We start from the raw sequence: 25,076 nt of genomic DNA on the forward strand, positions 1-25,076 counted from the left end.
AGGTACGAATTCACTTCGCGCTTGAGTAATATTTAAGCTGTACCACCGACCGTTAACTGATCAATCTTAAGGCTTGGTTGGCCTACGCCTACCGGTACGCTTTGACCATCTTTACCACAAACACCAACACCTTTATCAAGTGCTAAGTCGTTACCAACCATAGATATTTGCTGCATTACTTCTGGTCCATTACCAATAAGCGTTGCGCCTTTAATTGGTTGGGTAATTTTACCATTTTCGATTAAATACGCTTCTGATGCACTAAATACAAACTTACCTGAGGTTATATCAACTTGTCCGCCGCCAAAGTTAGGCGCGAATACCCCTTTTTTAACTGAGCTGATAATATCGGCTTGGCTGTGCTCACCACCTAACATGTAGGTGTTAGTCATGCGAGGCATTGGTAAATGCGCATAAGACTCACGACGTGCGTTACCGGTAGGATTTACACCCATTAAACGCGCGTTTAGCTTATCTTGCATATAGCCTTTTAAAATACCGTTTTCGATAAGTACGTTGTAAGCGGCTGGTGTGCCTTCATCATCAACATTAAGTGACCCACGGCGATCGGCCATGGTGCCATCATCAACAACAGTACACAGCTCAGATGCTACTTTTTGGCCTACTTTACCACTAAACGCAGACGCGCCTTTGCGGTTAAAGTCGCCTTCAAGTCCATGCCCTACTGCTTCGTGTAAAAGCACGCCAGGCCAACCATTACCAAGTACAACTTCCATCGTGCCTGCAGGTGCATCAATAGCTTCAAGGTTTACTTTAGCTTGGCGTACAGCTTCTTCAGCAAATTCCATCCAACGTGGTTTACCATCAACAAGCTCTTTAAAGTAACCATAATCTAAACGTGCACCACCACCTGCGCCACCGCGTTCACGGCGACCATTTTTTTCAAGCAGTACTGAGCAGTTTAAGCGAATAAGCGGGCGAATATCGGTGGCAAACGTACCATCACTTGCTGCGATTAATACTTCTTCGTATACCGCTGACATTGAGCTAATTACTTGCTCTGCATCGGGTGCTAGTTCACGAATATAGTTTTCAAGTTCGCGTAATAAACTCACCTTGTCGGTATCGCTCATACTCGAAATTGGCTGATGCGGTGCAAACTGCTCTTTAGCTTTAACATCACTAAATACTTTAATCGCTCTATCTTCGCCAGCATCTGCGATGCTACGAGCCGCTGTAGCCGCCTTATTAAGTGCTTCAAGATTTATTGCATCAGAGTAAGAAAAACCTGTTTTTTCGCCGCTTACAGCACGTACACCAACGCCACGTTCAACGTTATAAGAGCCTTCTTTAACTAAGCCGTCTTCAAGCACCCATGATTCGTGGTGGCTTGATTGAAAATATAAATCGGCGTAATCCACTTTATGCTGATGTATGTAAGCGAGCGTTTTTTCGAGCTCTTCTCTATTTAGCTGGCTGTCTTGTAGTAAATGCTGTTCAACCGAATTCATAATAAATGCTCTCTAAATCGTTGATGAGACTGCACGGGCATATCTCGTCTAATTTTTTGTAACTGGTCTAAATCTGCGTTGCAGCTTATAAAACCGGTGCCTGTTGGCAATTCACTCAGGGTATTGCCCCAAGGCGAAATAATAATACTGTGGCCATATGTTTGTCGGCCATTTTCATGTGTACCGTACTGAGCTGCTGCAACTACATAACATTGTGTTTCTATTGCGCGAGCTGCTAATAGCGGTTGCCAATGCGCTTGCCCTGTAGGGACTGTAAATGCACTGGGTACTAAAATAATATTGGCGCCTTGGCGTACTAGTTCGTTAAATAAGCCACTAAAGCGCAGATCATAACATACTGTTAAGCCAATTTTACCAAAGGGAGAATCAACAACCACTACATCGCTTCCAGCTTGGGTAAAATCTGACTCTCGATAGCTACCTGTTTTATCATCAACGGTTACATCAAATAAATGTATTTTGTTATACGTTGCAACCAGCTCGCCTTGATTATTATATAAGTGCGATGCTGCGTAATACTTATGTTCGTTAAATGGCTCAGGCATTGTGCCTGCATTTAACCAAATATTATGGTGTTGGCACAATTCACTAAGTTGTAATTTGTATTGCTCAACTTGCTTAGCAACACGTAACGTATCGTTACCAGTTTTACTAAACACTAAAAAAGCCTCAGGCAAGCAAACAAGTAATGGTCTTGTTGCTGGCAGGGTTTTAAGTGCGCGCTTTAAGCTTGTTATGTTGTCATCAGGGCTTAGCCCTGAACACATTTGTAGGGCAACTATTGTGGGTGTGCTTATGCTTGCTGTTTTGTTCATTGCGTTACTGTTACTTGTGCATCTTTAAGTTTTAAATCGACTGATGCTTGTGGCTGATTTTGCGCAGCTTGAGGTAGTGTAACTTCACGACTTTTTCTGTCGAGTTCTTGAACAATAGGATCGTTCATTTTACCCGTTACTTTAAAATTGATCTCTGAGATGACGCGCGCAGAATGAATAACTTTATCAAGTGCTAAAGCAGCAAGCCCTGTTACTGGATTAACCATCCACGCAACTATAACCGGAATGCTTGAGGTTACTTGTGGCGCTACAGCAAGGTCGTAATCTATATCTAGCGTATTTAAGTTTGCGTAGCCTTTAATAGTTAAATCGGCAGGCACACCATCCATTTTAGTATCTTTAGTGTAAGCGATACCGTTTTCTAACTGCATAGAGCCTTGCATGCTGTTATAAAAAAAGCCCTTTGAAAATACATCTCTAAAATCAAGTTTCAGTTTGCGTACGAGTGAATCAAGGCTCAACAGCGAAAATACGCGTGCACCACCATCACTTATTTCAGTTAAGTGACCTTCCCCTAAATCCCAAGTAACCTCACCACTTAAAGTTTTCACATCAAAATCATAAGGTGCTGCTTGCCAAGTAAGATCATAATTTAGATCAGCTTTAGAGTCCTTAATTGCAGAGGTAATATCAAACTCGCCAAACAATGCGCCTATATCATCACTTTTAAGCTCACCACTTAGCGTTGTTAAACCATTTTGCCACTGCCCTTTAGTGCGCAGTACATGATCTCCTTTATCGATTACAAGTTCTGATATCGATAAGCGCTCGCCATCACCTAATAATGACGCACTCACTTTATCAAGCTGATAGCGATCAATTTTGCAGTCACTACATTCAAACTCAATGGCAGGTATTTTAGTAAGCCAGCTCAAGTCTTCCTCAGGAAGTACATCTGTTATTTCAATTAATTGCTCGCTAGGCTGTGCAAAATTAAGCCTTAAGTAATCGGCATTAATTCGTATAGGCTGGCTAGGTTGTGATGTAGGAATAAAAACCCCAGCTCTAAGTTCTTTAGCATTTAGCTTTAGGTATAAATCGTCTTTTGATGGTGCTAAACGCATTTCAAAATCATTAAAGATGATGTTACTCGCATCAAGCATACCTATATTTGCGACCACCTCATTAAGCGGTGGCATAATCCCTTTTGATTTTTTATCTGGGTTTGCTTTACCTGCTTTAATTATTTGATCAATCAGATCAAACCAAGGTACTAATTCACTCTGCTCAAGATTTATATTTACGCTTAAGTCTTTTTGGTTTAATCCTAAATCCTGTTTTCCGAGCACAAAATGGACATTACTAAACTGTGATTTTCCATTTTCTAAAATAGCATTAAAGTAAAACTGTTGATTAGCGTTTGCTGTAATGAGATTAGAAATATCATCACCTTGAACTACTGCATCAAGTGCCCACGCTTGTTCGCTATTTTTATTATAAGGTGCAGGTAGATTACTTGTTAAACCAAATAGCTCCGAAGTAACTTGGGCGCGGTAATTAAAACCTTGTTCTTCAAAATTAAGTACTAAGCCAATATCAACATCGCTCTGCCCGCTTAAATAATTTTTTAATATACCTTGTCCACTGTCAATTAGTGTATCGGCGTCAATTTTGGCGTTTATATCTATGTTTGCTTGGTAATTTTTAGCATCACTTTTACTGCTGTAATTAATATTTAGCGGCATACCCAACCACTTCGCAGTCGCATTTTTAAGTGTAATATTGTCGTTTTTAAAATTAAGCTCGCCAGTTAAGTTTTTAAGCTCAATGCCTGGCGTTGCTATAAATACTGGCAAGTCATTTAAATTAACTTTGCCGCTAACACTGGCTCCGCCTTTAAACTTAGAGCCTACTAAAAGCTCAATACTGGCATCGGCTTCGCCTTTGCCCTGTACAACTTTAAAAATTTCAGCAAGAGGTTTGGCAATAGGTGTCGCTGCAAAAAAGTCATGTAACTTTTCCATCTCTGCTTTTTTATCAATTTGCACAATAAGTTCATCAGCATTCATTAAATCTGCAATGCTCACCTGTACACTATTACCAATATCTAAATTAACCAACTTGCCTTGCTGGCTATATATGTCCATCCGCTCATTAGCAAAATGTAGCTGTACATTAGCATTAGTGACCGCTGGCCAATCAGAGTCAAACTCATAGGTTGCATTGTCTATTTGTGCTAATACATCAAACTGACCACTACCATCAGTAAATGGAAAACCAGACAAAGGCCCTGCAAATAAGACCTGTGCTTTAGATACTTCTCCGCCTTTAATTGCACCATTTAAATAGCTAACAAGTTCAGGGCTCATCGCTTTTAATGGGAAGTAATGATCTGCAATATTGGCATCTGGAGCGAACGCTTCTGCGTAAAGATCTAATCGAGGATCATCTGTTAGGCTAATTTGTAATTCTGCAGCAAGAGTAACTTCATCATTATCAAACCAGATATTGTCACTACTTATATGCCAGCCATCATCTCGCTTAGCTAAATCTAGCTCAACATTTAGCTGATTATAATTTATGTCGTTACTAAAGCTTTCGCCTGTGACTAATGTGCCACTTTCGCCAAATAAATTTATTCGACCAGTACTTTGGGTAAGTAAACCATTTACTCTAAGCCCTTGCGCTGCTGGTACCGATCTTAATTCTTGCCAGCCAATATTGTTAGCCTCAAACCATAATTGCCATTGCTGTGCATTAGAAAAACTTAAATAAGCTTGATCTATTTGCCCACTAGGTTGGCGTTCTAAAAATGGTTCAAGTGCATTAAAATTACTTAGCCCGGCTAGATTACTCAGTAATTCAAAATCAACTTGATGCAGCCACACTTTATTTTGCAGCCCTAGTTGGGCTTCAAACTCTAAACTTGGCCATGCTTTATCGTTACTATTAAATGTTAAACCGGTGCTTTTTAAGTGCCAGCTATTTTGTTCTGGATATAGATGGAATCCACCTTCACTCAAACTAACTTGGTGGCTTTGCTCTTCTCGCTGCCAGCGTACAAAGCTTGGTAACCACTGCATTTTCACATCGCTTACAAAACCTTTATCTAGTTTTAGCCATGCTTGTAAATTAATATCGCTATGCAGTTGCTGCTTTTGCGTATTTATATATTGCGCTAACCAGTTAGATACATCGACCTTATTAGCCTGCACATAGATGTCGCCCGCAACCTGCTCTAGAGTATCTCCGGTAAGTGCTATGCGCGCGTCAAAGTCTCCGACCGAAATACCCGGCAGTGCTAGGCTTCCACTACCAAGGTGCTGCTCATCTTCATTTTGCCAAACAATGTTTTGAAGAAGTAATTTACGTTCTTTACCATCTTCTAAAATAAAGTTAATACTGGAATTTTCTATTGCAAAATGACCCGTTTTACCCAAAAACAGTTCTTCAATTAGCTCTTTTTGCTCAAAAGAAACTTCGTCGTTATCACCGGTTTTAAATAAGTTGGTGATATTTACACTGGTATGAAAACCATTAATAACAAAATAATTAGATCTAAGTTGTAGTGCTTTTAAGCTTTCCCATAGATTTAGCTCTAAGCTGGTTTTAGCAATGGTGAGTGATATTGGCGCGGTTTCGTTATCTTTAAACGATAAATTTTCTAGCACTAATGCAGGACCACTGCCCTGCCAACTAGCTGATATTTCGCCAATAGATAAGCTTATTTCAAACTTTTCGTGTAAATAGCTTTCTATGTCACTTTTGTACTCGTTTGCATACGGGAGGGTATATTTTAAAATTGAAACAATAACGGCCAGTAATACCAAAATTATGGCGCAGGTCTGCCATAACTTTCTAAAACAAAAAAAACAGACCGCTTTTGCTTTCATTACATCATTACCACATCAAACTGTTCTTGGCTGTATAAGCTCTCGGTTTGAATATTGACTTGCTTACCAATAAATAGTTCAAGCTCAGCAAGGTTATGATACTCATCGTTTAGTAGGGCCTCACTTACAGCCGGCGCTGCATACACCATAAACTTGTCTGCTGCGTATGCTCGGTTAACACGCACTATTTCACGTAGTATTTCGTAGCAAACCGTTTCAACTGTTTTTTGTGAACCACGACCGGAGCATGCAGGGCATACATCACATAAAATATGCTCTAAACTTTCGCGTGTACGTTTACGCGTCATTTCAACAAGGCCAAGCGCTGAAAGCCCATTAATATTCGTTTTAGTGCGATCTTTTGCAAGGGCTGATTCAAGTGAATGAAGCACCCGCCTTTTATGATCCTCACTTACCATATCGATAAAGTCGATAATGATAATACCGCCTAAGTTACGCAGCCTAAGCTGGCGAGCAATTGCAGAGGTTGCTTCTACGTTGGTATTAAAAATGGTTTCTTCTAAATTACGATGCCCTACAAATGCGCCAGTATTAACATCAACAGTCGTCATTGCTTCTGTTTGGTCAATAATTATATAACCACCCGATTTTAGCGTAACTTTACGATGTAGTGCTTTTTGAATTTCGTTTTCAACATCAAACAAATCAAATATAGGTCGCTCGCCTGGGTAGTATTCAAGCACTTGAGAAAGCTGTGGAACAAACTCTTCAGTAAATAACTTTAGTTCTTCATAGCTGAGTTTAGAGTCAACGCGAATGCGCTCCATATCTTCGCCTACGTAGTCACGCAGGGTTCTAAAGGCAAGCGTTAAATCTTCGTGTAGGATACTGGCTTTACTCGTTTTTCTACGACGTGATGTTATTTTTTCCCATAATTTTCTTAAAAAGCCGGCATCGTGTCGTAATTCAGCTTCGCTAGCACCTTCAGCTGCTGTACGTACGATAAAGCTGCCATTTTCATCGCCATATTCTGCGACTATTTTTTTAAGACGTGAGCGCTCTTCTTCAGTTTCTATACGCTGACTAACCCCTACATGGGTCGCATCAGGCATAAACACTAAATAGCGAGAAGGGATAGTTATATCAGTGGTGAGTCTTGCGCCTTTAGTGCCTAGCGGATCTTTTACCACTTGCACCATAATGTATTGGCCTTGACGAACTAACTCTCTAATATCTTGTACTTTTTTTATTGGTACGTCGTCTACGCCTTCAACAATAGAGGCACTATTTACAATATCGGATGCATGCAAAAATGCAGCTTTTTCAAGGCCGATATCAACAAAAGCAGCCTGCATACCCGGAAGTACACGGCTTATTTTTCCTAAGTAAATATTGCCTACAATACCTAGATTACCGATTCGCTCTAGCTGTATTTCTTGCAGTACACCGTTTTCTATTAGGGCAACACGGCTTTCGCTCGGTGTGACATTGATCAGTAATTCTGTACTCATGTTACCTTCTTAAGAATGTTTTTAGTAATTGTTCGGTTTCATATAAAGGTAAGCCTACAACAGAAAAATAGCTACCCGCAATGTGAGTTACAAAGCGGCCGCCTAAACCTTGGATACCGTAGCCACCGGCTTTATCTTGTGGCTCACCTGACTCCCAATAAGCATTAATTTCTTCATCTGTTAAGGTTTTAAAAGTAACATCTGTGCTTACAACACAGCTAAGCACATCATTTTGCGTCGCAAATGCAACTGCGGTAAGAACTTGATGCGTGTTACCCGATAGGCGTTTTAACGTGTGTGTAAAATCGTTTTTATCGCGAGGTTTACCCAATGACTCGTTGTCTATAACAACCACGGTATCACTACCAAGTACAGGGCGATCGGTATATCCAAGCTCTACACCGCTTTGGGCTTTCAAGCGCGCTAAACGCTCAACAAGTGCTATAGGTTGCTCGTTTGGAAGTGGGCTTTCATCTGCATCAACACTAAATTGTGTAAATTCGACACCTAATTGGCTTAATAACTCTTTACGACGGGGAGAGGCTGATGCCAAATATACTGCGGTAGTCATTACCTGATCCTAAAATGTCTGCGATATTTACGAAGTAGTAAAAAGACCCAAAACCAGCTAACCATTCCGGTTGCTACTGGCCATAAGTACTGTGGATTAAAATAAACCCCTAACAAAAAGTGATTTAGCCAAAACTGCATTAAGTGATACAGCGTTAAAAATAAACCAATTAGTAGGCTTTGTTGCCAAAGCGAAAAGTTACGAATTTTTTGAAAGTTGCTCGCGGTTACAAAAATACATACCGAGAATGTAAGCGAGTTCACGCCCAGCGGTGAGCCAGACGCTAAATCTATTAATAAACCAACAACCCAAGCAGTACCAATATTTAAACGATGCGGTACTGCTAGCGACCAATACATAAGTACAAGTAAAACCCAGTCAGGTCTAAATGGCTCAAACGAAAATGGAAGTGGCATTAGTGCCATTATTAACGCAAAAAAGATGCTTAGCGCAATTAACAATGAATAACGGTTAATCATCGCTGATTTGCTCCTGTTGATTACGCCATAAAATAACCAGCAAGCGAATGCGATCTAGTTGCGCAATAGGTTCTGCAAAAACTTGTGCAAACGGTCGCCCTTCATCACGATTTATTTCAGTTACTACTGCCACCGGGTATCCTTCAGGGAATGTGCCCCCTAAACCCGATGTAACAAGTACATCGCCAATTCGCACATCTAAACTGTGTGGAACGTGAGAGAGCTTAACGACGTTAATTTTACCTATGCCTTCTACAACCGTTCGTACATCGTTACGAAGTATACGCACAGGTGTGGCATGTGTGGTGTCGGTCATTAGTAGCACGCGTGAAGTTGTTGAACCAACCTTTGTAAGCTGCCCTACTACACCCATTTCATCAATTACAGCTTGGCCTTCACTAAGCCCGTCAGTTGTACCACGGTTAATAACAACCTGATGACTATACGGGTTTGAATGTACAGAAAGTACTTGAGCAATTATTTTACGATTTGATTGCTTTGCAGATGAGCCTAATAAGGCACGCAGTTTTTGATTTTCTCTGGCTAGAAATTGATACTGCTGAAGTTGCTCGCTTTGTAGCATTTGCTTTTTTTTCAGCGCTTCGTTTTCAGTAAGAAGTTGATCCCGCGTATGCAGGCTTTTAGCACTTAAGCTAAATAATTCGTAGGGTAAATTAGCAACATAGATTAGTGGGCTAACTAGAGTATTAAGGCTGGTACGAACAACGGTACCACCTTGCGTATATCTGTCTCCAACTATGAGTACGATACTCAAAAGCACTGCGACAAAAAGTCGCAGTTGCAAAGAGACTGTGCGTCCAAACATTAATTTCATTAGTCGTAACTAAAAACGTCACCACCATGAACATCGATCATTTCTAATGCTTTACCTCCACCACGCGCAACACACGTAAGTGGATCATCAGCTACAACAACCGGAATACCCGTTTCTTCCATTAATAAACGGTCTAAATCTTTTAACAATGCACCACCGCCAGTAAGTACCATGCCGTGCGCAGAGATATCTGATGCCAGCTCAGGTGGTGATTGCTCAAGCGCAACCATTACTGCACTCACAATACCCATTAACGGCTCTTGTAGAGCTTCTAGGATTTCGTGTGAGTTAAGCGTGAATGAACGCGGAACACCTTCGGCAAGGTTACGACCGCGCACTTCAATTTCGATTGGCTCATCAGTTTTGAACGCAGAGCCAATTTGATGCTTAATATTTTCAGCTGTCGCTTCACCAATTAAGCTACCAAAGTTACGACGTACATAATTAATAATAGCTTCGTCAAACTTATCACCACCAATACGAACAGATGATGAGTAAACAACACCGTTAAGTGAAATAATAGCCACTTCAGTTGTACCACCACCAATATCAACAACCATAGAACCTGTTGCTTCTGATACTGGTAAACCTGCGCCAATAGCTGCTGCCATTGGTTCTTCAATTAAGTAAACTTCACGAGCACCCGCACCCATTGCAGATTCACGTATTGCACGTTTTTCTACTTGAGTAGCACCACACGGTACACAGATTAGTACACGCGGACTTGGGCGCATAAAGTTATTGTTATGCACTTGCTTAATGAAGTGTTGTAACATTTTTTCAGTTACATAAAAATCAGCGATTACACCGTCTTTCATTGGACGGATTGCTTTAATATTTCCCGGTGTACGGCCTAGCATTTGTTTTGCTTCTGTACCTACAGATGCAACACTTTTAGGTCCACCAGCGCGTTCTTGGCGAATAGCAACAACAGAAGGTTCGTTTAATACAATACCTTCTTCTTTTACATAAATTAGGGTATTGGCTGTACCCAAGTCGATCGATAGATCGTTAGAAAAAATACCACGGAGTTTTTTAAACATGAGGCTGGATGACCTTTGAAATACGTTCTTATATTAGCTGCCTCACTTTAACATGCTCAACTATATGAGCAATATAAAGCGCAGCGCCTTTGTGAATTTGTGAAAAAAGGAAGCAAAGCTTCCTTAATTGAGTTTATCGTTCGCGAACTAAGCGAAAACCAATGTAGTTAGATCTAAAATCAGGCGCTAAAATTAAACGCGTAGATGCACGAGCAAGGCTTGGTGCAAAATTCCACGCTCCGCCTCTTACTGCTACATCAGACTCACCTGATTCTTTATCGGTCCATTCCCATACATTGCCTACGGTATCGTATAATCCAAATGCATTTGGAGAAAAAGAACCTACTGGTGATGCACGTCTGTTTGACCATTCACTACCACACCAACCACAGTTAGCTAGGTTTTTACCAATTTCGTTACCCCAAGGGTATTCTGTTTCGGTTCCTGCACGTGCTGCGTATTCCCACTCAACTTCGTTAGGTAAACGAAATTGCTGTCCTGTTTGACCCGATAACCACTCAGCGTAAGCTTTTGCATCGTTATAAGTTAAACATACAGCAGGAAAGTCACTGCCTTGCTCAAAACCAGGATTACGCCAATTTAAATTTGCTTCCCATACTGGTTCGCCATTTAAATAATACGCACACCCTTTATTTTTTTCCGCTTGAGTTTTATAACCTGTATTTGCTACAAATTTTTCGTAGGCACCTACGGTTACTTCTTTACTTTGCATAGCGAAAGAGTTTGCTATTACTTTTTCAATTACTGGACGTTCATTAGCTAAACCATTGCCATTGATATCGCCCATTTTAAATTTGCCTGCAGGAATAACGACAACCGGCGTTTCAACGTTTGCATTTAATACATTAACGTTTTCACTAACCTGGCGTGTTGTTACTTCTGGTTGCTCTCGAGTATAGGTCGGTGCAGCAATCGACTTAGGCTTTTTTACCAAATTTGCATTAATTGTTTGTGCTTTATTCAAATCAACACGAACTTGATAAGGCTTATAGCCAAGTTTACGTATTTCAATGTTGTGAATACCCGGCGGTAAACGTGTGATCAAGCGTGTTGAGCCAAAGCTTACACCATCGATAAACACTTCATCGTCGTATACGTTTGATCGTAATGTCAGCTCTATTGATTGATCCTTCTTCTTATTAAGGATAGAAGGGTAATCTTTTTTCGCCGATGCAGGTTTAACTGAATAATCACGTACTGGCTGCTTTTCTAAACGAGAAACCGACACCGTGTTACTATTATCCGCGCTATTACTGAATGTTAACTGACTATCAGTAAATGTATTGTTATACGCGGGTTGATAAGCAGCAGTAAGTGGCGTGCCGTACTCAGAACAATAACGGTTATCAATGCTTAATAAGCTACATAAACGGCTACTGTTTACTTCGCCGCGCATGGTTACGCTTAAGTTAACGTTGTAGTTACCTTGGCCGCTAAATGCACTGTTAACTACATGGCTACTTAATATTTGTACTTGAGCGCCCGCCAAATTACGTTTTGGCTCAACAATGCGCTCTTCTGTTAAGTTTGCAAATATTTGATCTACAAAGCGTTTAGTTGCTTTTTGTAACCCCATTTGCTGACCGCGTTGCTCACACGCCGCTAGCGTTTCTGTTCGCTTACAGTTAATCGTATGGTTAACTTCAAGCGTGCCTTCACGTGTAAACTCGTTACGTAAACGCTCTACTCTGGCTGTAGTTAACTGCTCTTTTAAACTTTCTAAAGTATTTAAAAGCGTATGCTTAGCAACACGAATTTGCTCTATATCTTTACGGTGGGATGCAATTGCCGCCAACTGCATAGAAATATCATCTTTGTTTTGCTTATGATCAATCACCGCTTTTTGATAGCGTGATTGAGCCGCACTAATATTAATAGTGGGATCGTCAATTAAACGACGGTACATTTCGTTCATCGCATCGAGCGCTTGGTTTTTTTCTTTATCTAGCTCTGTAGAACGAGAACGAAGTAGCTCTAGTTGATTTTGTAACTGACTTTCTTCTTTAAGATGTTTTTCAAGTATTCTTGTCGAGTTATCGTATTCTGTCTGTTTAACACTAATCTCTGACTCAATTCCAGTTACTGTAGCTGTGTCTTGTGCAAATGCACTACTAGCTAACAAACTAGCTGAAATTAACAGAGATAAAGGAGTAATTCGCATATATTCCAGTCCCAAAAAGCGGCAATTATTTGGTCGTTATTATTTTTTATAATTAAAGCCTTATGCTATGTACTTGCAGCACAAAACACAAGCTTTGTTCAATTATTATCTTAGTTTACAACTATTCGCGTGTTTCACGCCAGTAAATAACCCGATCATTTCCTCGAAAGCGTCCAAATTGTAAAATAGTACGAGGATCAAGCTGTGTTTCATCCCCCTGCCAATCCCACTTTAACCAATCATAAGTATTATATTCTAAGGTAAATTCACCCAAACCATTTGGCTGCGCATAAATACCATTGTTTGCCGGATACACTCCCGCCTCTAACTGGCCAGATACACCCGTTCCATATTCGTAGGCTAATTGCGGGCTGTTAGGTGATATTTGAGTGATTTGGGTATGATCAAATACACTACAGTTATCTTCTGCGTTATTTACAAATCCACTGCCGTTGTAATACTGAGCCTGCATAGGAATAAGTAAAGGGTCGAGATCGGAGCCTGCGTTATTACCAAGGACTAAGCGTCCAAATTTAAACTCTATTGGTAATGTATTTAGTCTTACGCTATTACAGCCACCCGAGCATGCTGCTTGTGTATTAGGTTTATCATTTGCATCAATGAGCGTTGCTCCTTCTATGTTAGAAAGCGTTACCATTAAACTCACCATAGCAAACGGTCCATCTGCTTGCCCTACACCTAATCTTTCGAGTGTCGTGTTAAGTTGGCTCATTTGCCACTGGCCGTCACTTATATCTCCCCAGTTATTATTTCCTAGGTTTACTAATCGGCTAGCAAAATTAGTTGCGGGTACATAGTTAGCTACTTCATTATTTTCGGCATTAACCTCTACACTGGACTTATCAAAGCCCTCTTTATAATTAGCCATTAGCTCACCATTTTGATTTAGCGCTTGTACTGTAAAGCCAAGTTCAAAAGGTTGATCAAGGTAAGTTAAATTACTGCCGTATTGCGTGCATTGTGCGGCAGCTTGAACCCCCACTACCTGAAACTGCGAAGGTGCAAAACGACCAATATTATATAATTCACCTTTTACATCTCCCGCGCCAAAGTAATCGGCATCTTGCAGACCTGCTGTTAAATCAATGATGCCAACTTGGTCGTAATTATACTGCGATATAGATTCACTCAAACTGCCTGTGTCACTAAAGGCAACAGTGCTCATCGCTTCAAGCGTACCTTGAACGCCTGGCGTAGGCGCTTTAAGTAATGCCTCTACAAGTGGTTGCTCTGTAATAAAGTGCTTGGCAATGGTATTATTTATTATATTGCTGTAGTTATCTGGGTAACCATCGTTGTTAGTGTCTTGCCCTGTTTGCCATTGCACCGCATTCATCTTTAAATCAAATGCTTCGCCAGTTAATCTAAATAAACTTCCATCAGCGTCTGCTGCATAACCATCACTTGCAATTTCCATCGCTAATCCGAATGGCTTTACAACATACTCATTTGAACTACCCGTTAAATTTACTGATAAATTAGTGACTGGGTCTAAAATTAAATTGGTGTTTACATTTAAACTCAACTTTCCTGCATCGGGATAATTTATAACAATCGGTGCTTTAGACTCACTATCAAAGTTTAGCGTGAACGATTTAGCTGCTTGCTCGACCGCAAAGGTATTATTGTTGTTACTAAGTGAAACCGTATCAGAACAACTTGCACCAGCACTGCATGTATACGATAAATCTAAGCTTACATCACCACCAGCGGGAAATGCAGCTTCGCATACGCCCGTAGTGGTATTTGTTTTTACCGCTTGAATAGATAGCGCTTTTGCATTAAATCCAGTATTTGAAGGCTTTGCTGATAACTGAGTAGGAATTGTAGTATTTCCATCTGTATCATTATTAAAAATAAATCCAGCATCAGAAAACGTAACTTTACAGCCACTCAAACCAACATTATTACCACCGATATAACAACGAAGAGGTGCAGAAGGATCAGCAGTGTTATATCCAAATGTAACGCTACCAGTTGTACGTTTAGCAAACTCAACAGTTGTTGAGCCTGTAAAATTAATATTCTCCCCTGTAACCCAACTTTGCTGACCACTATTATCTGGAGAAAGGTTTAAACTAGAGGGTTCCGCAAATAATAAGTCGCAGGCATCATTAGCGCAGGCTGTTAGTGTCATTTCTTTAGCTTCACACGTTAGAGCATTGTTATCGCTTATTGTTAAACGATAATGATCCAGTGTTTCTGGTGTATAAATACCACAAAAACCAGGGATACTTTCGGGTACTGGTAGAGCGTCAAACGTTGAGCTCCCTTCGGTAATAATTTGAGTAGCCGATGTAATTGATCCCTGATACGTCACATTTTGAGCGATTCTTACCTCACCAGTGGCAACAATATAGCCCGCAATATTTGCATCGGCTGCAATAGCAACCGCACCATCAACATAAATAGCTAAATACGCGCCGGTTTCGACCACTATACTTGTTTTACCTATATTCAAAAATGAAGTTGATAATAGTGAGGTTGTGTCTTTTAAAAATATACGTGTAGGCGCTGTTACTCTGTACTCTGTTTCCAGCATACTTAATTGCAACTCATCGTAATAATAGTCGCCAGCTAAAGAAGTAGGTACGGGCCCTGTTGAGCTACCATCATTTGTAACCGTTGGCACCTGCGCCGCTTGATTCGGTTCTAAAGAGTTATAACCACCAGCAACACACGCCTGACCATTACACAAAGGAGGGCTCGTCAGCGCTGTAGAAATTAAATTTGTGGTGGTGACAAACTGCGCATTACCATCGGTTATTTCTACCCCCTGCACCAGCTGTACTTCACCATTGTTATAAGTAGAAATAGCGCCAGGGAACAAGGTATCACAATCTAAAATATCACCGTTAAACACAAAGGTACTGGTCATGGCGAGTATTGATGCTTCCTCGTTTACGTGACGGCGCTCGTTATCGCCATCACGATCTTCGTCAACAACAAGTCCTAGCCTGTCAGTCCTTAGGTTACAGCTGCGTAGCCACCCGCCATCATCTTCTTGGCGTGAGTTTTTACTTGCAACCACCAAAGGAGCCACACTAAAGTTATTAGTAAAACTAAAGTAATTACAGCCATCGCTCCAACCGTCAATTTCAAAGCCTGTGAAAAAAGTTTCCCACGATACCTCAACGCCATTATCGTCAGTAAATGTGCGGTTACTTCCTGGCTCCACTGCCATGTAAGCAACAGTTTCGTTTTTTATGATCCCAAGTGCTGTTTCAGATGCCTCTAAAGCAATATTAACGCCGCTGGCAGATAGAGAATTACTTTCTACTGCAACTGTTAAAAACGGAATTAATGCCTCAGAAGGTGGATTGCTGTCTATGCTATTGAGTGTTTGTAACGAATGGAAAAAGTTTGGCCTTTGAGTAAACGGTTCAGCAAATGTTAAAGACTTATAGCCTTTAGGTGTCAGTGGAGCAAAGCCAGACTTAGAGCCATACTGTAATTCGAGTAATAAGTCTGTACTGCCCACTTCCATAATTGTGCCGTCTGGAAATTGATGCACACCATACTCAACAGCTAAATAGTGCGCCCCCATACTAATATGTCCACCATCTTCTCCTGAAGGTTCAAGCGGTAAGGCCTCAAAGCTAGTTGTGGTTATATTACGTATTCTTATTATTGCAGGGTTTCCACCTTGGTTTGTTGAGAGCATAAAGACAGCAGGAGGCGTTATATATTGCTGTTGAAAATTTACTTTTGTCCAAACAGGCGATGTGTATGTATCTTGCAGCTCTATATAACGGCCCTCGATTTTTGGAGGCACTGCATTTGCGTGATTACAAAGTAACACGCAGCTAAAAAATATAGTGACCAATACATTTTTTATCATGGTAAGGTTTTAGCCTCCACACTGAGCGTTCTTTGTGTTTGCCAATAATCCTTTCTGCAATCATTTCCTGCAGGGCAATCAATTGCGGCGCACGTTGCACTGCTTTGTAAGTAATATATATTTACAAGCCCGTTTGTTGTACTGCTATCTGGTAGGTCTATATATTCATTGCAACTTACCACTACTTTACAGTTAGCTAAATATGCAGTTTGAAAGGTTAAATTAGTTGTAACTGATGCACAGCTTTGCACTGAGCTATTTATTGGAAAGAGTTGCGTTAAACCACTTTCTAATCCACTTTGTGCTGCCATAAAAGCGCGAGCCCCATAATACTCAATCGTATTTTGTTGTGATGCACCAGAAAGCACTTTAACTAATGCTAACCCTAGTGCTAATAAAGCAACAATAATTACCAAAGAAACAATTATTAAGTTCCCTTTTTGTTTACTGGGTAAGGCTTTTCCGTGATGATTTTTTTTAAGGTACATTAGGAATATGCACCTCATGGTTAAAATTCATTACTTCAGTATTGTTAAATTGCATTTGCGCATTCACATTAAGCACAGCGTTTCTTTGTAGGGAGAGCGCATCAAGAGTAAAAAATAAATCGCTCGCTAAATTATTGGCAATGTAAATACCTAATAAATCACGTTTAACACCACTGCTTATTTGTAAGCTCACGGCATCTAATTGATTAACAATAAAACCGTAATTGGTATATCTATATAAATACTGCCCTTCAACGCAAAAACTTACCGGTTGAGAGAGTAAATAAAGGCGTTTACTCGGCGACTCTTGGGCAAATGCTTTACTAAATTGCCACTCATCAATTTCGCTCGCTGAACTATTAAATGCTGATACTTGCAAGCGCTTACTATTATTTTCATCATATATATCAGCACTGCTTAATGGGTAAATAGTTGCCCAATCTCCAGCTTGCGGCTGCGTTAAATTATTAAGTTCAAAATCAACAGCGCTAACATTAAAAGGCGCTACGGTAGGTAGGTAATTTGTATAGTGAGTCGCCGATAAAAACGGCGTAAATTCTAAGCACTGCTGAGCAATGCACGCTCCGCTAGTGCTGTTATCGCAAGAAAGCCTTAACGAATTTGGTGTAGCGTGGCGAAGTTCTTTACTAAGTCGCGTTATTAAAAAGCGGGCCTGGGCTACTGCTTCTTGGCGTTCAACACCTTGTGAGTAAATACTGACCCCAGCACCAATAAATGAAAATGCACTTACGGCTAAAATACCAATAATAACCATGACAAGTAATAGTTCTATAAGGGTAAATGCATTTTGGTATTTAGCTCTTTGCATTAGTAATTCCCTTTATATGCACTAAATCCGTAAACTTCGCCTAAGGGTGATGTTACTTCAATAGTAATACGCTTAAAGGTTGTGCCATCGTTGGTGGTCGATTCGTTAAAGTCGCTATCGTACTCAACAGTAACAACTAAATTAAAGTCGCTGTACTCGCTTAACACCTCACCTAAGCTATTAGTAATAGGCTGGTTAGACAGTGCAATATAGTCATCTACATCGTTATAACTGGTTCTGGTTTCTGAGTTATCTACTCCGAAGTCAGCAGGTGCGGTACAAGCCTCAGCACCTATAGATATTTCGCCACACCGCTTAAAAGGAGAGCTTCTGTCGCTGTGTTCATCAAATGATTTACTTTGAATTTCGTTCATTAGTGATTGGCCAAATTCAGAGGCTCTTAAAGCCACAATCGGCTCTGCACTTTTTTTGGCTTGTGGGGCAATTAAAGCTGTAATAATGCTCAATGCAATAGCAAACATAACTATGCCAATAATAAGCTCAATTAAAGTAAAACCTTTTACTTTAGGGGCACGCATATATTAGCCCTTCTCCACTTATGCATACACCAGCTAATCCAACATCTATTCGACACTGCGTAGTGCAGGTTTGATTTGATTTGCCTAAAGGATCAAAACTAATTTGGGTGAATATATTCTCGTTACTATCTAAAGCACTAAATGTTATATCACTTCTTTGCGTGTTTATTTGTACCACTAAATGATCGGTGTTATTGGTATCTGCTCCACCGGTACATGTATCGGGTGTGGAGGGAGCAATAAGTGTGGAGGTAATATAAAGGGTATGACAACTTGAAATGGCTGTATTTTGCATTGCACGTAGCTGCACTGTTCTCAGTGCATTTAAAGTACGATCTCGATACGAATAGGCGTCTTCTGTTGAGCTGCCCAGAAATTTGGGAACTGCCGTTACCGACAGTATTCCCAATATCACTAGAGTAATAATTAACTCAATGAGTGTGAAGCCACGCAATCGTTGCTTACTACTGCTTATCATTTATGTAATTAACAACCCGTAGTAACAAGTGTAATCACTGGAGGAGTTACAACTACAGGGCCTGTCGTCGCAGTAGCTTGCGTGTATTCAATTCGACAATCATCAACAGTAGTTGCATCCACAGTGTAACTATTAGGAAAAATAGTTACTGTTGTATCGTTTACAAATAAATTGAAATCAGCTGAATCAATTGCATTTGGTGTTCCATCTGCAAAGTTGACATCTAAAAATGCTTCAAAGGCTTCTTCTGTTGCTGCTGGATAACCATAAACAGTAGGTACTGCTACACCAGTATCTACTGTAACTGTAGCCTCATCCTTTTTGTGATCACTAGCAATAATAGATTTGCCATTCACAATATTCATACCACTGCGAATCGACCCTTGTAAGCCTTCAAGTGTTGAAGCATTGGCATCACCTTGCAAGTTTAAAAAGCGAGGTGCTGCGGTAACAGCTAAAATGCCTAAAATAACAATTACGATGATCAATTCAACAAGTGTAAAACCTGCTTGTTTATTCATTGGTAAACTTTTTAACGATTGCGTTTTCATAAGTAAGCCTCTTTTTAATTACTTAATTTTTAAATATTTTTACTTTGCCTGTTTTAGCAAAGTATGAAAAACCTGTTAAACCTGATATTTCACCCGTATTGGTAGGTATACTTTTAATATCAATGGTATGAGTTAAATAGTAGTCGCATTGCGTACTTTCTGCATTGTACATAACTAAAAAACTTACACTTTTTATTCTTGATATTTCATTACTTAACGTACTACTGGGTGCATCTTGTAAAATTATATTTAAAACTTGGCGGCATTTATTCGCATTTATAGCTTCTGCACGAGTATCTTTTTTTTCTGTTTCATCACTTGTTGGTGTACCTAACGATCCATCAATACCAACTATTACACCTCCATAATTAACAAATGTTTTGTTTGACCTACTGCTTGGTCTTCCTTCTAATTCCCATTGACCCCTAACCATGCCAACGGCCGATGAGAAACTACCTGCTATAGCGTCAACGCTTGCATTATGCGCTTGATTTTTAATACCTATATATTGAGGTATAGCAAAGCTCAAAATTACTGCCAGTAAAATCACAACAATAACTAACTCAAATAATGAGAAACCTTTTGAGTAAGCCTTTGATGCAATCACTTGGTTAATTACCTTTAATCGCGGACATCATGTTCCACATCGGCATAAAAATACCCAACGCTAAAATCAGCACCATAATGGCAACAAACACAGTTAAAATAGGTTCTATTTTTGCAGTTAAGCTCCGTAAGTCGTAATCAACTTCACGCTCATAATAATCAGCAGCCTCTTGTAAGAGCTCATCAACCCGGCCCGTTTCTTCACCTACCGCCACCATCTGTAATACAAGCTGAGAAAACAGCTGAGAACTTTTTGAGGCTCTGAGTAAACTATCGCCCTTTTCTATATCTTGGCGCATAGTAATAATCGCTTTTTCCATATAGCTGTTATCTACGGCATGCGCTGTTAGTGATAAACCAGTGGTCATAGGCACACCGGAGCGCAATACCATAGCTAAACTTTGACTGTAGCGCGCAAGCAATGTCCGTTTTAAAATATCCCCAATAAATGGAATTTTTAATTTATATTGATCCCACTTAAAGCGTCCAGGCTCTGTATTTAAATAACGCCTCCAAGCAAAAACAGAACCAATAACCATCACCAATAATAACCACCAGTAGTTAACAAAAAAGCTGCTAGTGCCAATTAATATTTGAGTCATTAATGGCAATTCGGCATCAAATTTTTCGAACATACTGGCAAAGGTAGGAATAACAAAAATATTCAAAATAATCATAGCCGCTACTAGAGCCAAAATAACAAAAGTAGGGTAGCGCATAGCTGCTTTTATACGCTTTCGGGTTTCTTGTTCTTTCTCAAAATAAATAGCGAGTTGATAAAACGCATCTTCTAATCGTCCAGAGCCTTCACCAACCATTACCATGGATACTGTTAAACGGCTAAATACCTCGTTATGTATCGCCATTGCACTGGATAAGTCGCGGCCTTGTTCGAGCTGCTTGGTAACTTCTATTAGTACATTTTTAAATTTTTTATTTTGTGTTGTTTCTGCCAACCCAACCATTGCTCGTATAATTGGTATACCTGCTTTTAATAGCGAATACATTTGCCTAGAAAACATAATCATGTCGTCTAGCGTTATTTTTTCGACAAATAAATTATCAAAAATTTTGATGTTATTTTTTGTTTCAACTAAAGAGATTGATATTGGTATAAATTGACGCTTCATTAAACTATCAGCTACGCCAGCTTGGTTACTCGCTTCTAATTGCCCTTTAACCAACATACCTTTGCTGTCTTTAGCTTTGTAGCTATATAGTTGCATCAATATCCCCTACTATTTCTGGGATATATTCAGCCACTTTAAATACTTCATCTAAAGAGGTAACACCTTGCTTAGCATAGTTTAATGCCATTGTTGAGAGCGGCGAAAAATTCGCGCTATTTTTAGCGGCTTTTGCAAAACCTTGCGTGTCGTTAACTCGTAATGCATCCATCATTGCATCATCCATTTCGAGTAACTCAAAAATACCTACACGCCCTTTATAGCCACTGTGATTACATGCGGTGCAACCTTGCCCTTTAGAAAATTGAGCATCTGTAATCTCTTCGCCTAAATATTTTAACCAACTTAATTCTTGGCGATCTGGCAAGTACGTTACTCTGCAGTCATTACATACTCGTCTTACTAATCGCTGAGCAATAATCGCGCGCAGTGAACTTGCCACTAAGTAAGCCGGTGCCCCCATGTCGATTAAACGCATAGCACTGGTAATTGCATCATTGGTATGTAACGTTGATAGTACGAGGTGGCCTGTTAAAGCGGCCCTTAATCCAATATCTACGGTTTCTTGGTCACGCATTTCGCCAACCATTATAATGTCAGGATCTTGCCTTAGAGCGGTCCGTAAAATACTTGCAAAGCTCAGCCCTATTTTATTATTTATTTGTACCTGGTTAATACGGCCAATACGATACTCAACGGGATCCTCTACTGTAATAATTTTACTTTCTTGTTGGTTTAACTCACTTAATGCACCGTATAGTGTGGTTGTTTTACCCGAGCCTGTTGGCCCAGTAACTAAAACCATGCCATGCGGACGTTTTATAATGCTGCGTACACGTTTTAATATGTGTACTGGCATGCCTGTCTCATCTAACGATAATAATCCGGCTGATTGATCAAGCAAACGCATTACAACTGATTCGCCATGCTGAACGGGCATAGTAGATAGGCGCACATCAATACTATGGCTGCGCACTTTTATATTAAAGCGACCATCCTGAGGGAGGCGTTTTTCAGATATATCTAATCCCGACATAAGCTTTAAACGTAGCACGAGTGCCGATGCTATTTTTACTTGGTTAAGAGTGTGCTCTTGTAATATGCCATCTACACGTTGACGAATGCGAAGCAAACCTTCATCAGGCTCAATGTGAATATCAGATGCGCGAACTTGCACAGCATCTTCAAATATTGATTGCAGTAGCTTTACAACGGTTGCATCAGATGTTTCATCACCTAAAGAGTTTAAATCAAACTCTTCTACGTCTTGATATTCTTCATGGAGTTGTGCTGCAAAGTTAGTAATTTCATCTGTACGACGATATACGTTGTCAAACGCAGCCATTATTTGACTTTCTTGTACAACAGCTAAATCTATTCGTTTAGGAGCAAGCATAGTTGCAAGTTGATCAAGCCCCCTTAGATCAGCAGGATCGCTCATCCCGACTAAAACAGAGTCACCATTGTCTTCAATTACTAATGCTCTGTAGCGACGTGCATAAACCTCAGATAAAAGCTTAGATACATCAGCTGATATTTTTCGCTGTGATATATCTAAAAAAGGTACTTGTAATTGCTGCGCTAAAAAACGTAATAGTTGTGGTTCACTAATAAACTCAAGTGTAATAAGCGTCGAACCTAATTTACGACCCGTCGCAGCTTGAACGTTTAGCGCTTCGCTTAGTTGCGCTTCGGTGATCATGTGCTCATGAACAAGTAAGTCCCCTAAGCGCATTTTTAAACTAGGTCTCATACGGCCTCCTTTAGCGCAACTAAACGCTGTAATGCATGCTGCGTCATAGCTGTATTTAATCCACCTAAATCTAGAGCCACTTTGTAAAGCTGTTTAGCATCGAGGTACTCTCCTAATGCATCTTTTGAGGTTGCAAGTGCCAGCCACCACTTAGCTTGACTAGGCTGTAGTTGTGTAAGATGTTTAAAGCTTTCAAGTGCTTTATGGTGCTTACTCGCACTTTGCGCAGCAGTACCTTGTAGCACCCAAAAATCAAGATTCGCTTGAGCCTCAAATTCATCACTTAAAAGCAGCAATACTCCTTCATACTGTTGTTGCATAATGAGTATTTTGCTTAGCATTACACGCCATTCAAGTACGTTAGGGTTTTGGCGAATACCTGCTTGCAAAACCTGTTGCGCAGAATTTATATCTTGTTGTTTAAAGTAAGTTGCAGCGAGTAAATTTCGAGCTTCAACGTGCAAAGGCAATTGCGCTAAAATAATATTTAAATCACTAATGGCTTCATTGTATAAGCCAAACTGTATTGCTTGTTTAGCAGCGGCTAATTGCTCAATCAATAAAGCCTGTGGCGACTTAGCTTCTGCCACGCTTTTAATCATAGTATTTTGAGGCTTAGCTTTAGTCATTGGCGTAATTTTTGGCTTACTCACAGTAACTTCGCTTGCGGTTAACTCTTTATTATTAGCTAGTGCAGAGCTTTGTTTAACATCGGCAATTACAACCGGCCCAACTACTGGCTGAGAAACCAATAATGTAGCTTCACTCGACTTGGGTTCAGCTAAATCATCCACTTTTGGTTTTATCTGCTCAATTGGTATAACTGCCTTCACAGCTTCTTGCTCAACCATAGGTTCTGCAGTGCTTTTTTCATCTTGGGAGTCAGATAAATTAGAGGTTATAACCGCGACCATTTTTTGCTGTGGTAACACAGACTCACGTTGAGTCTCTTTTTTGTCGGCGGTCGGTAAATATAGGTATGCTAAAAAAATGACACTTAGCATAATAAGTAAAATTACGGCTTTAAATGCAATATTTTTTACATCATATATCGGCTTTAAACTTATACCTTCTTGAATACTTACTTGTTTAGCTTCTCGTTGCTCAATATTTTTAAGCATATTATTTATAACGCTCATAACAACTGCCTCCATACCCATATGGCAGCAATAGCTAAAACACTAAACATTAAAGCACTGTAGCTCCAATATTGTCCGGTTCGATACTTTGCGCAGTCTTCGGTATCTTTTATGGCAAGTTGAATATGGCGATTTGTTATTATATTTAACCCTTCACCGTAAGCTTGTAATAGTGCTTTGTGGCATAAAATATTAACTAACCTAGGAATTCCACGGCTAGCTCTAGCAATTTTGAGCCCCATACTATTATTAAATAAAGGAGGCCTATTAAACCCTGCAACTTGTAAGCGGTGATTAATATAATAAACAACCTCAGCGCCAGTCATCGCCCGTAATTTATACGAAAAACTGATACGTTGGCGTAATTGCCTTACTTTGTTGTTTGCCAGCTTTTCATCAAGTTCAGGTTGCCCAAATAACACAACTTGAATTAGTTTTTCACTTTCTGTTTCTAAGTTTGTAAATAATCTCAGCGCCTCTAGAGTCTCCCAACTCAAGCATTGCGCCTCATCTATCAAGAGCACTACACGCTCATTATCTTCTTGTAAGTCGAGTAAGTGATGATTTATAAGCTGCCCTAGTGCTTGCTGATCTAATGCTTTATCTACATCCATACCCAGCTCAATGGCAATCGCCCATCTAAGCTCTTCTGGGCTTAAATAAGAGTTAGGTAAATAAGCCACAATGTAATCTGGCTCAAGTTGGTTTAATAGCTTTCTACAAAGTAGCGTTTTACCAGTCCCAACTTCACCAGTGACTTTAATAAACCCTTCACCCATTTCAATAGCTGTTGTTAACACTTGCATCGCTTCATGGTGCGGTTCAAGTGCACAAAAAAACTCTGTGTTAGGGGTTAACGTGAAAGGCATTTCACTTAAATTAAAAAAGCTTAAATACATA

20 protein-coding genes are annotated in these 25,076 nt (G+C 40.0%); all 20 read right to left on the reverse strand.

All coding sequences use genetic code 11. The annotated features are described in order from the left end of the window. Positions 1 to 32: 32 nt before the first annotated feature. The 20 genes from tldD to H5089_RS10025 all read right to left on the reverse strand — a co-directional run bounded on the left by tldD (position 33) and on the right by H5089_RS10025 (position 25,075). Positions 33 to 1,472, reverse strand: coding sequence for a metalloprotease TldD (gene tldD / locus H5089_RS09930; RefSeq protein ID WP_039485728.1), 1,440 nt, complete (start codon positions 1,470 to 1,472; stop codon positions 33 to 35). Next, positions 1,469 to 2,308 (reverse strand): carbon-nitrogen hydrolase family protein, encoded by an 840-nt coding sequence (locus tag H5089_RS09935; RefSeq protein ID WP_165723728.1) that lies wholly within the window; start codon positions 2,306 to 2,308, stop codon positions 1,469 to 1,471. The genes tldD and H5089_RS09935 overlap by 4 nt, the downstream gene beginning before the upstream one ends. Then, positions 2,305 to 6,162: a YhdP family protein gene (locus tag H5089_RS09940; protein WP_182712128.1), complete on the reverse strand. Its 3,858-nt coding sequence runs from the start codon at positions 6,160 to 6,162 to the stop codon at positions 2,305 to 2,307. Before H5089_RS09940 ends, H5089_RS09935 begins: the two co-directional genes overlap by 4 nt. Continuing rightward, the gene (gene rng / locus H5089_RS09945; protein WP_002958405.1) at positions 6,162 to 7,634 is read right to left on the reverse strand and encodes a ribonuclease G; all 1,473 of its coding nucleotides are present in this window, start codon (positions 7,632 to 7,634) and stop codon (positions 6,162 to 6,164) included. Before rng ends, H5089_RS09940 begins: the two co-directional genes overlap by 1 nt. A gap of 1 nt (position 7,635) precedes the next feature. Next, on the reverse strand, positions 7,636 to 8,205 hold the full coding sequence (locus H5089_RS09950) for a nucleoside triphosphate pyrophosphatase (protein WP_182712129.1): 570 nt from the start codon (positions 8,203 to 8,205) through the stop codon (positions 7,636 to 7,638). After that, positions 8,205 to 8,684 carry a rod shape-determining protein MreD gene (gene mreD / locus H5089_RS09955; protein ID WP_002958403.1) on the reverse strand — a complete coding sequence of 160 codons (480 nt, stop codon included), beginning with the start codon at positions 8,682 to 8,684 and terminating at the stop codon, positions 8,205 to 8,207. The genes H5089_RS09950 and mreD overlap by 1 nt, the downstream gene beginning before the upstream one ends. Further along, a complete protein-coding gene (mreC, locus tag H5089_RS09960; RefSeq protein ID WP_173400216.1) occupies positions 8,677 to 9,519 on the reverse strand; it encodes a rod shape-determining protein MreC in 843 nt (280 codons plus the stop codon). The genes mreD and mreC overlap by 8 nt, the downstream gene beginning before the upstream one ends. Beyond that, the gene (locus tag H5089_RS09965) at positions 9,519 to 10,562 is read right to left on the reverse strand and encodes a rod shape-determining protein (protein WP_002958401.1); all 1,044 of its coding nucleotides are present in this window, start codon (positions 10,560 to 10,562) and stop codon (positions 9,519 to 9,521) included. The genes mreC and H5089_RS09965 overlap by 1 nt, the downstream gene beginning before the upstream one ends. A 133-nt stretch (positions 10,563 to 10,695) precedes the next feature. Next, positions 10,696 to 12,744 (reverse strand): formylglycine-generating enzyme family protein, encoded by a 2,049-nt coding sequence (locus H5089_RS09970; RefSeq protein ID WP_182671030.1) that lies wholly within the window; start codon positions 12,742 to 12,744, stop codon positions 10,696 to 10,698. A gap of 121 nt (positions 12,745 to 12,865) precedes the next feature. Then, the gene (locus tag H5089_RS09975; RefSeq protein ID WP_182712130.1) at positions 12,866 to 16,606 is read right to left on the reverse strand and encodes an H-type lectin domain-containing protein; all 3,741 of its coding nucleotides are present in this window, start codon (positions 16,604 to 16,606) and stop codon (positions 12,866 to 12,868) included. Further along, complete coding sequence (locus H5089_RS09980) at positions 16,603 to 17,094, reverse strand: agglutinin biogenesis protein MshP (protein ID WP_182712131.1); 492 nt, start codon at positions 17,092 to 17,094, stop codon at positions 16,603 to 16,605. Before H5089_RS09980 ends, H5089_RS09975 begins: the two co-directional genes overlap by 4 nt. Then, positions 17,084 to 17,923, reverse strand: a complete 840-nt coding sequence (locus tag H5089_RS09985) for a type II secretion system protein J (RefSeq protein WP_182712132.1) — start codon at positions 17,921 to 17,923, stop codon at positions 17,084 to 17,086. Before H5089_RS09985 ends, H5089_RS09980 begins: the two co-directional genes overlap by 11 nt. Continuing rightward, entirely contained in the window at positions 17,923 to 18,462 is a 540-nt protein-coding gene (locus H5089_RS09990) for a prepilin-type N-terminal cleavage/methylation domain-containing protein (protein WP_182712133.1), read from the reverse strand. The genes H5089_RS09985 and H5089_RS09990 overlap by 1 nt, the downstream gene beginning before the upstream one ends. After that, positions 18,449 to 18,940 (reverse strand): type II secretion system protein, encoded by a 492-nt coding sequence (locus tag H5089_RS09995; protein ID WP_182712134.1) that lies wholly within the window; start codon positions 18,938 to 18,940, stop codon positions 18,449 to 18,451. Before H5089_RS09995 ends, H5089_RS09990 begins: the two co-directional genes overlap by 14 nt. A gap of 8 nt (positions 18,941 to 18,948) precedes the next feature. Further along, positions 18,949 to 19,491, reverse strand: coding sequence for a prepilin-type N-terminal cleavage/methylation domain-containing protein (locus H5089_RS10000; RefSeq protein WP_024594534.1), 543 nt, complete (start codon positions 19,489 to 19,491; stop codon positions 18,949 to 18,951). Between the two features lie 22 nt (positions 19,492 to 19,513). Continuing rightward, the gene (locus H5089_RS10005; RefSeq protein WP_182712135.1) at positions 19,514 to 20,098 is read right to left on the reverse strand and encodes a prepilin-type N-terminal cleavage/methylation domain-containing protein; all 585 of its coding nucleotides are present in this window, start codon (positions 20,096 to 20,098) and stop codon (positions 19,514 to 19,516) included. Between the two features lie 4 nt (positions 20,099 to 20,102). Beyond that, positions 20,103 to 21,323 carry a type II secretion system F family protein gene (locus H5089_RS10010; protein ID WP_024594535.1) on the reverse strand — a complete coding sequence of 407 codons (1,221 nt, stop codon included), beginning with the start codon at positions 21,321 to 21,323 and terminating at the stop codon, positions 20,103 to 20,105. Continuing rightward, the gene (locus tag H5089_RS10015; protein ID WP_182712136.1) at positions 21,310 to 23,037 is read right to left on the reverse strand and encodes a GspE/PulE family protein; all 1,728 of its coding nucleotides are present in this window, start codon (positions 23,035 to 23,037) and stop codon (positions 21,310 to 21,312) included. Before H5089_RS10015 ends, H5089_RS10010 begins: the two co-directional genes overlap by 14 nt. After that, positions 23,034 to 24,176, reverse strand: a complete 1,143-nt coding sequence (locus H5089_RS10020; RefSeq protein ID WP_182712137.1) for a tetratricopeptide repeat protein — start codon at positions 24,174 to 24,176, stop codon at positions 23,034 to 23,036. The genes H5089_RS10015 and H5089_RS10020 overlap by 4 nt, the downstream gene beginning before the upstream one ends. Beyond that, entirely contained in the window at positions 24,173 to 25,075 is a 903-nt protein-coding gene (locus tag H5089_RS10025) for an ExeA family protein (RefSeq protein ID WP_024598054.1), read from the reverse strand. Before H5089_RS10025 ends, H5089_RS10020 begins: the two co-directional genes overlap by 4 nt. Position 25,076 lies beyond the last annotated feature (1 nt).

This window comes from Pseudoalteromonas sp. SR45-1, assembly GCF_014163655.1.
Taxonomy (GTDB): Bacteria; Pseudomonadota; Gammaproteobacteria; order Enterobacterales; family Alteromonadaceae; genus Pseudoalteromonas; species Pseudoalteromonas distincta.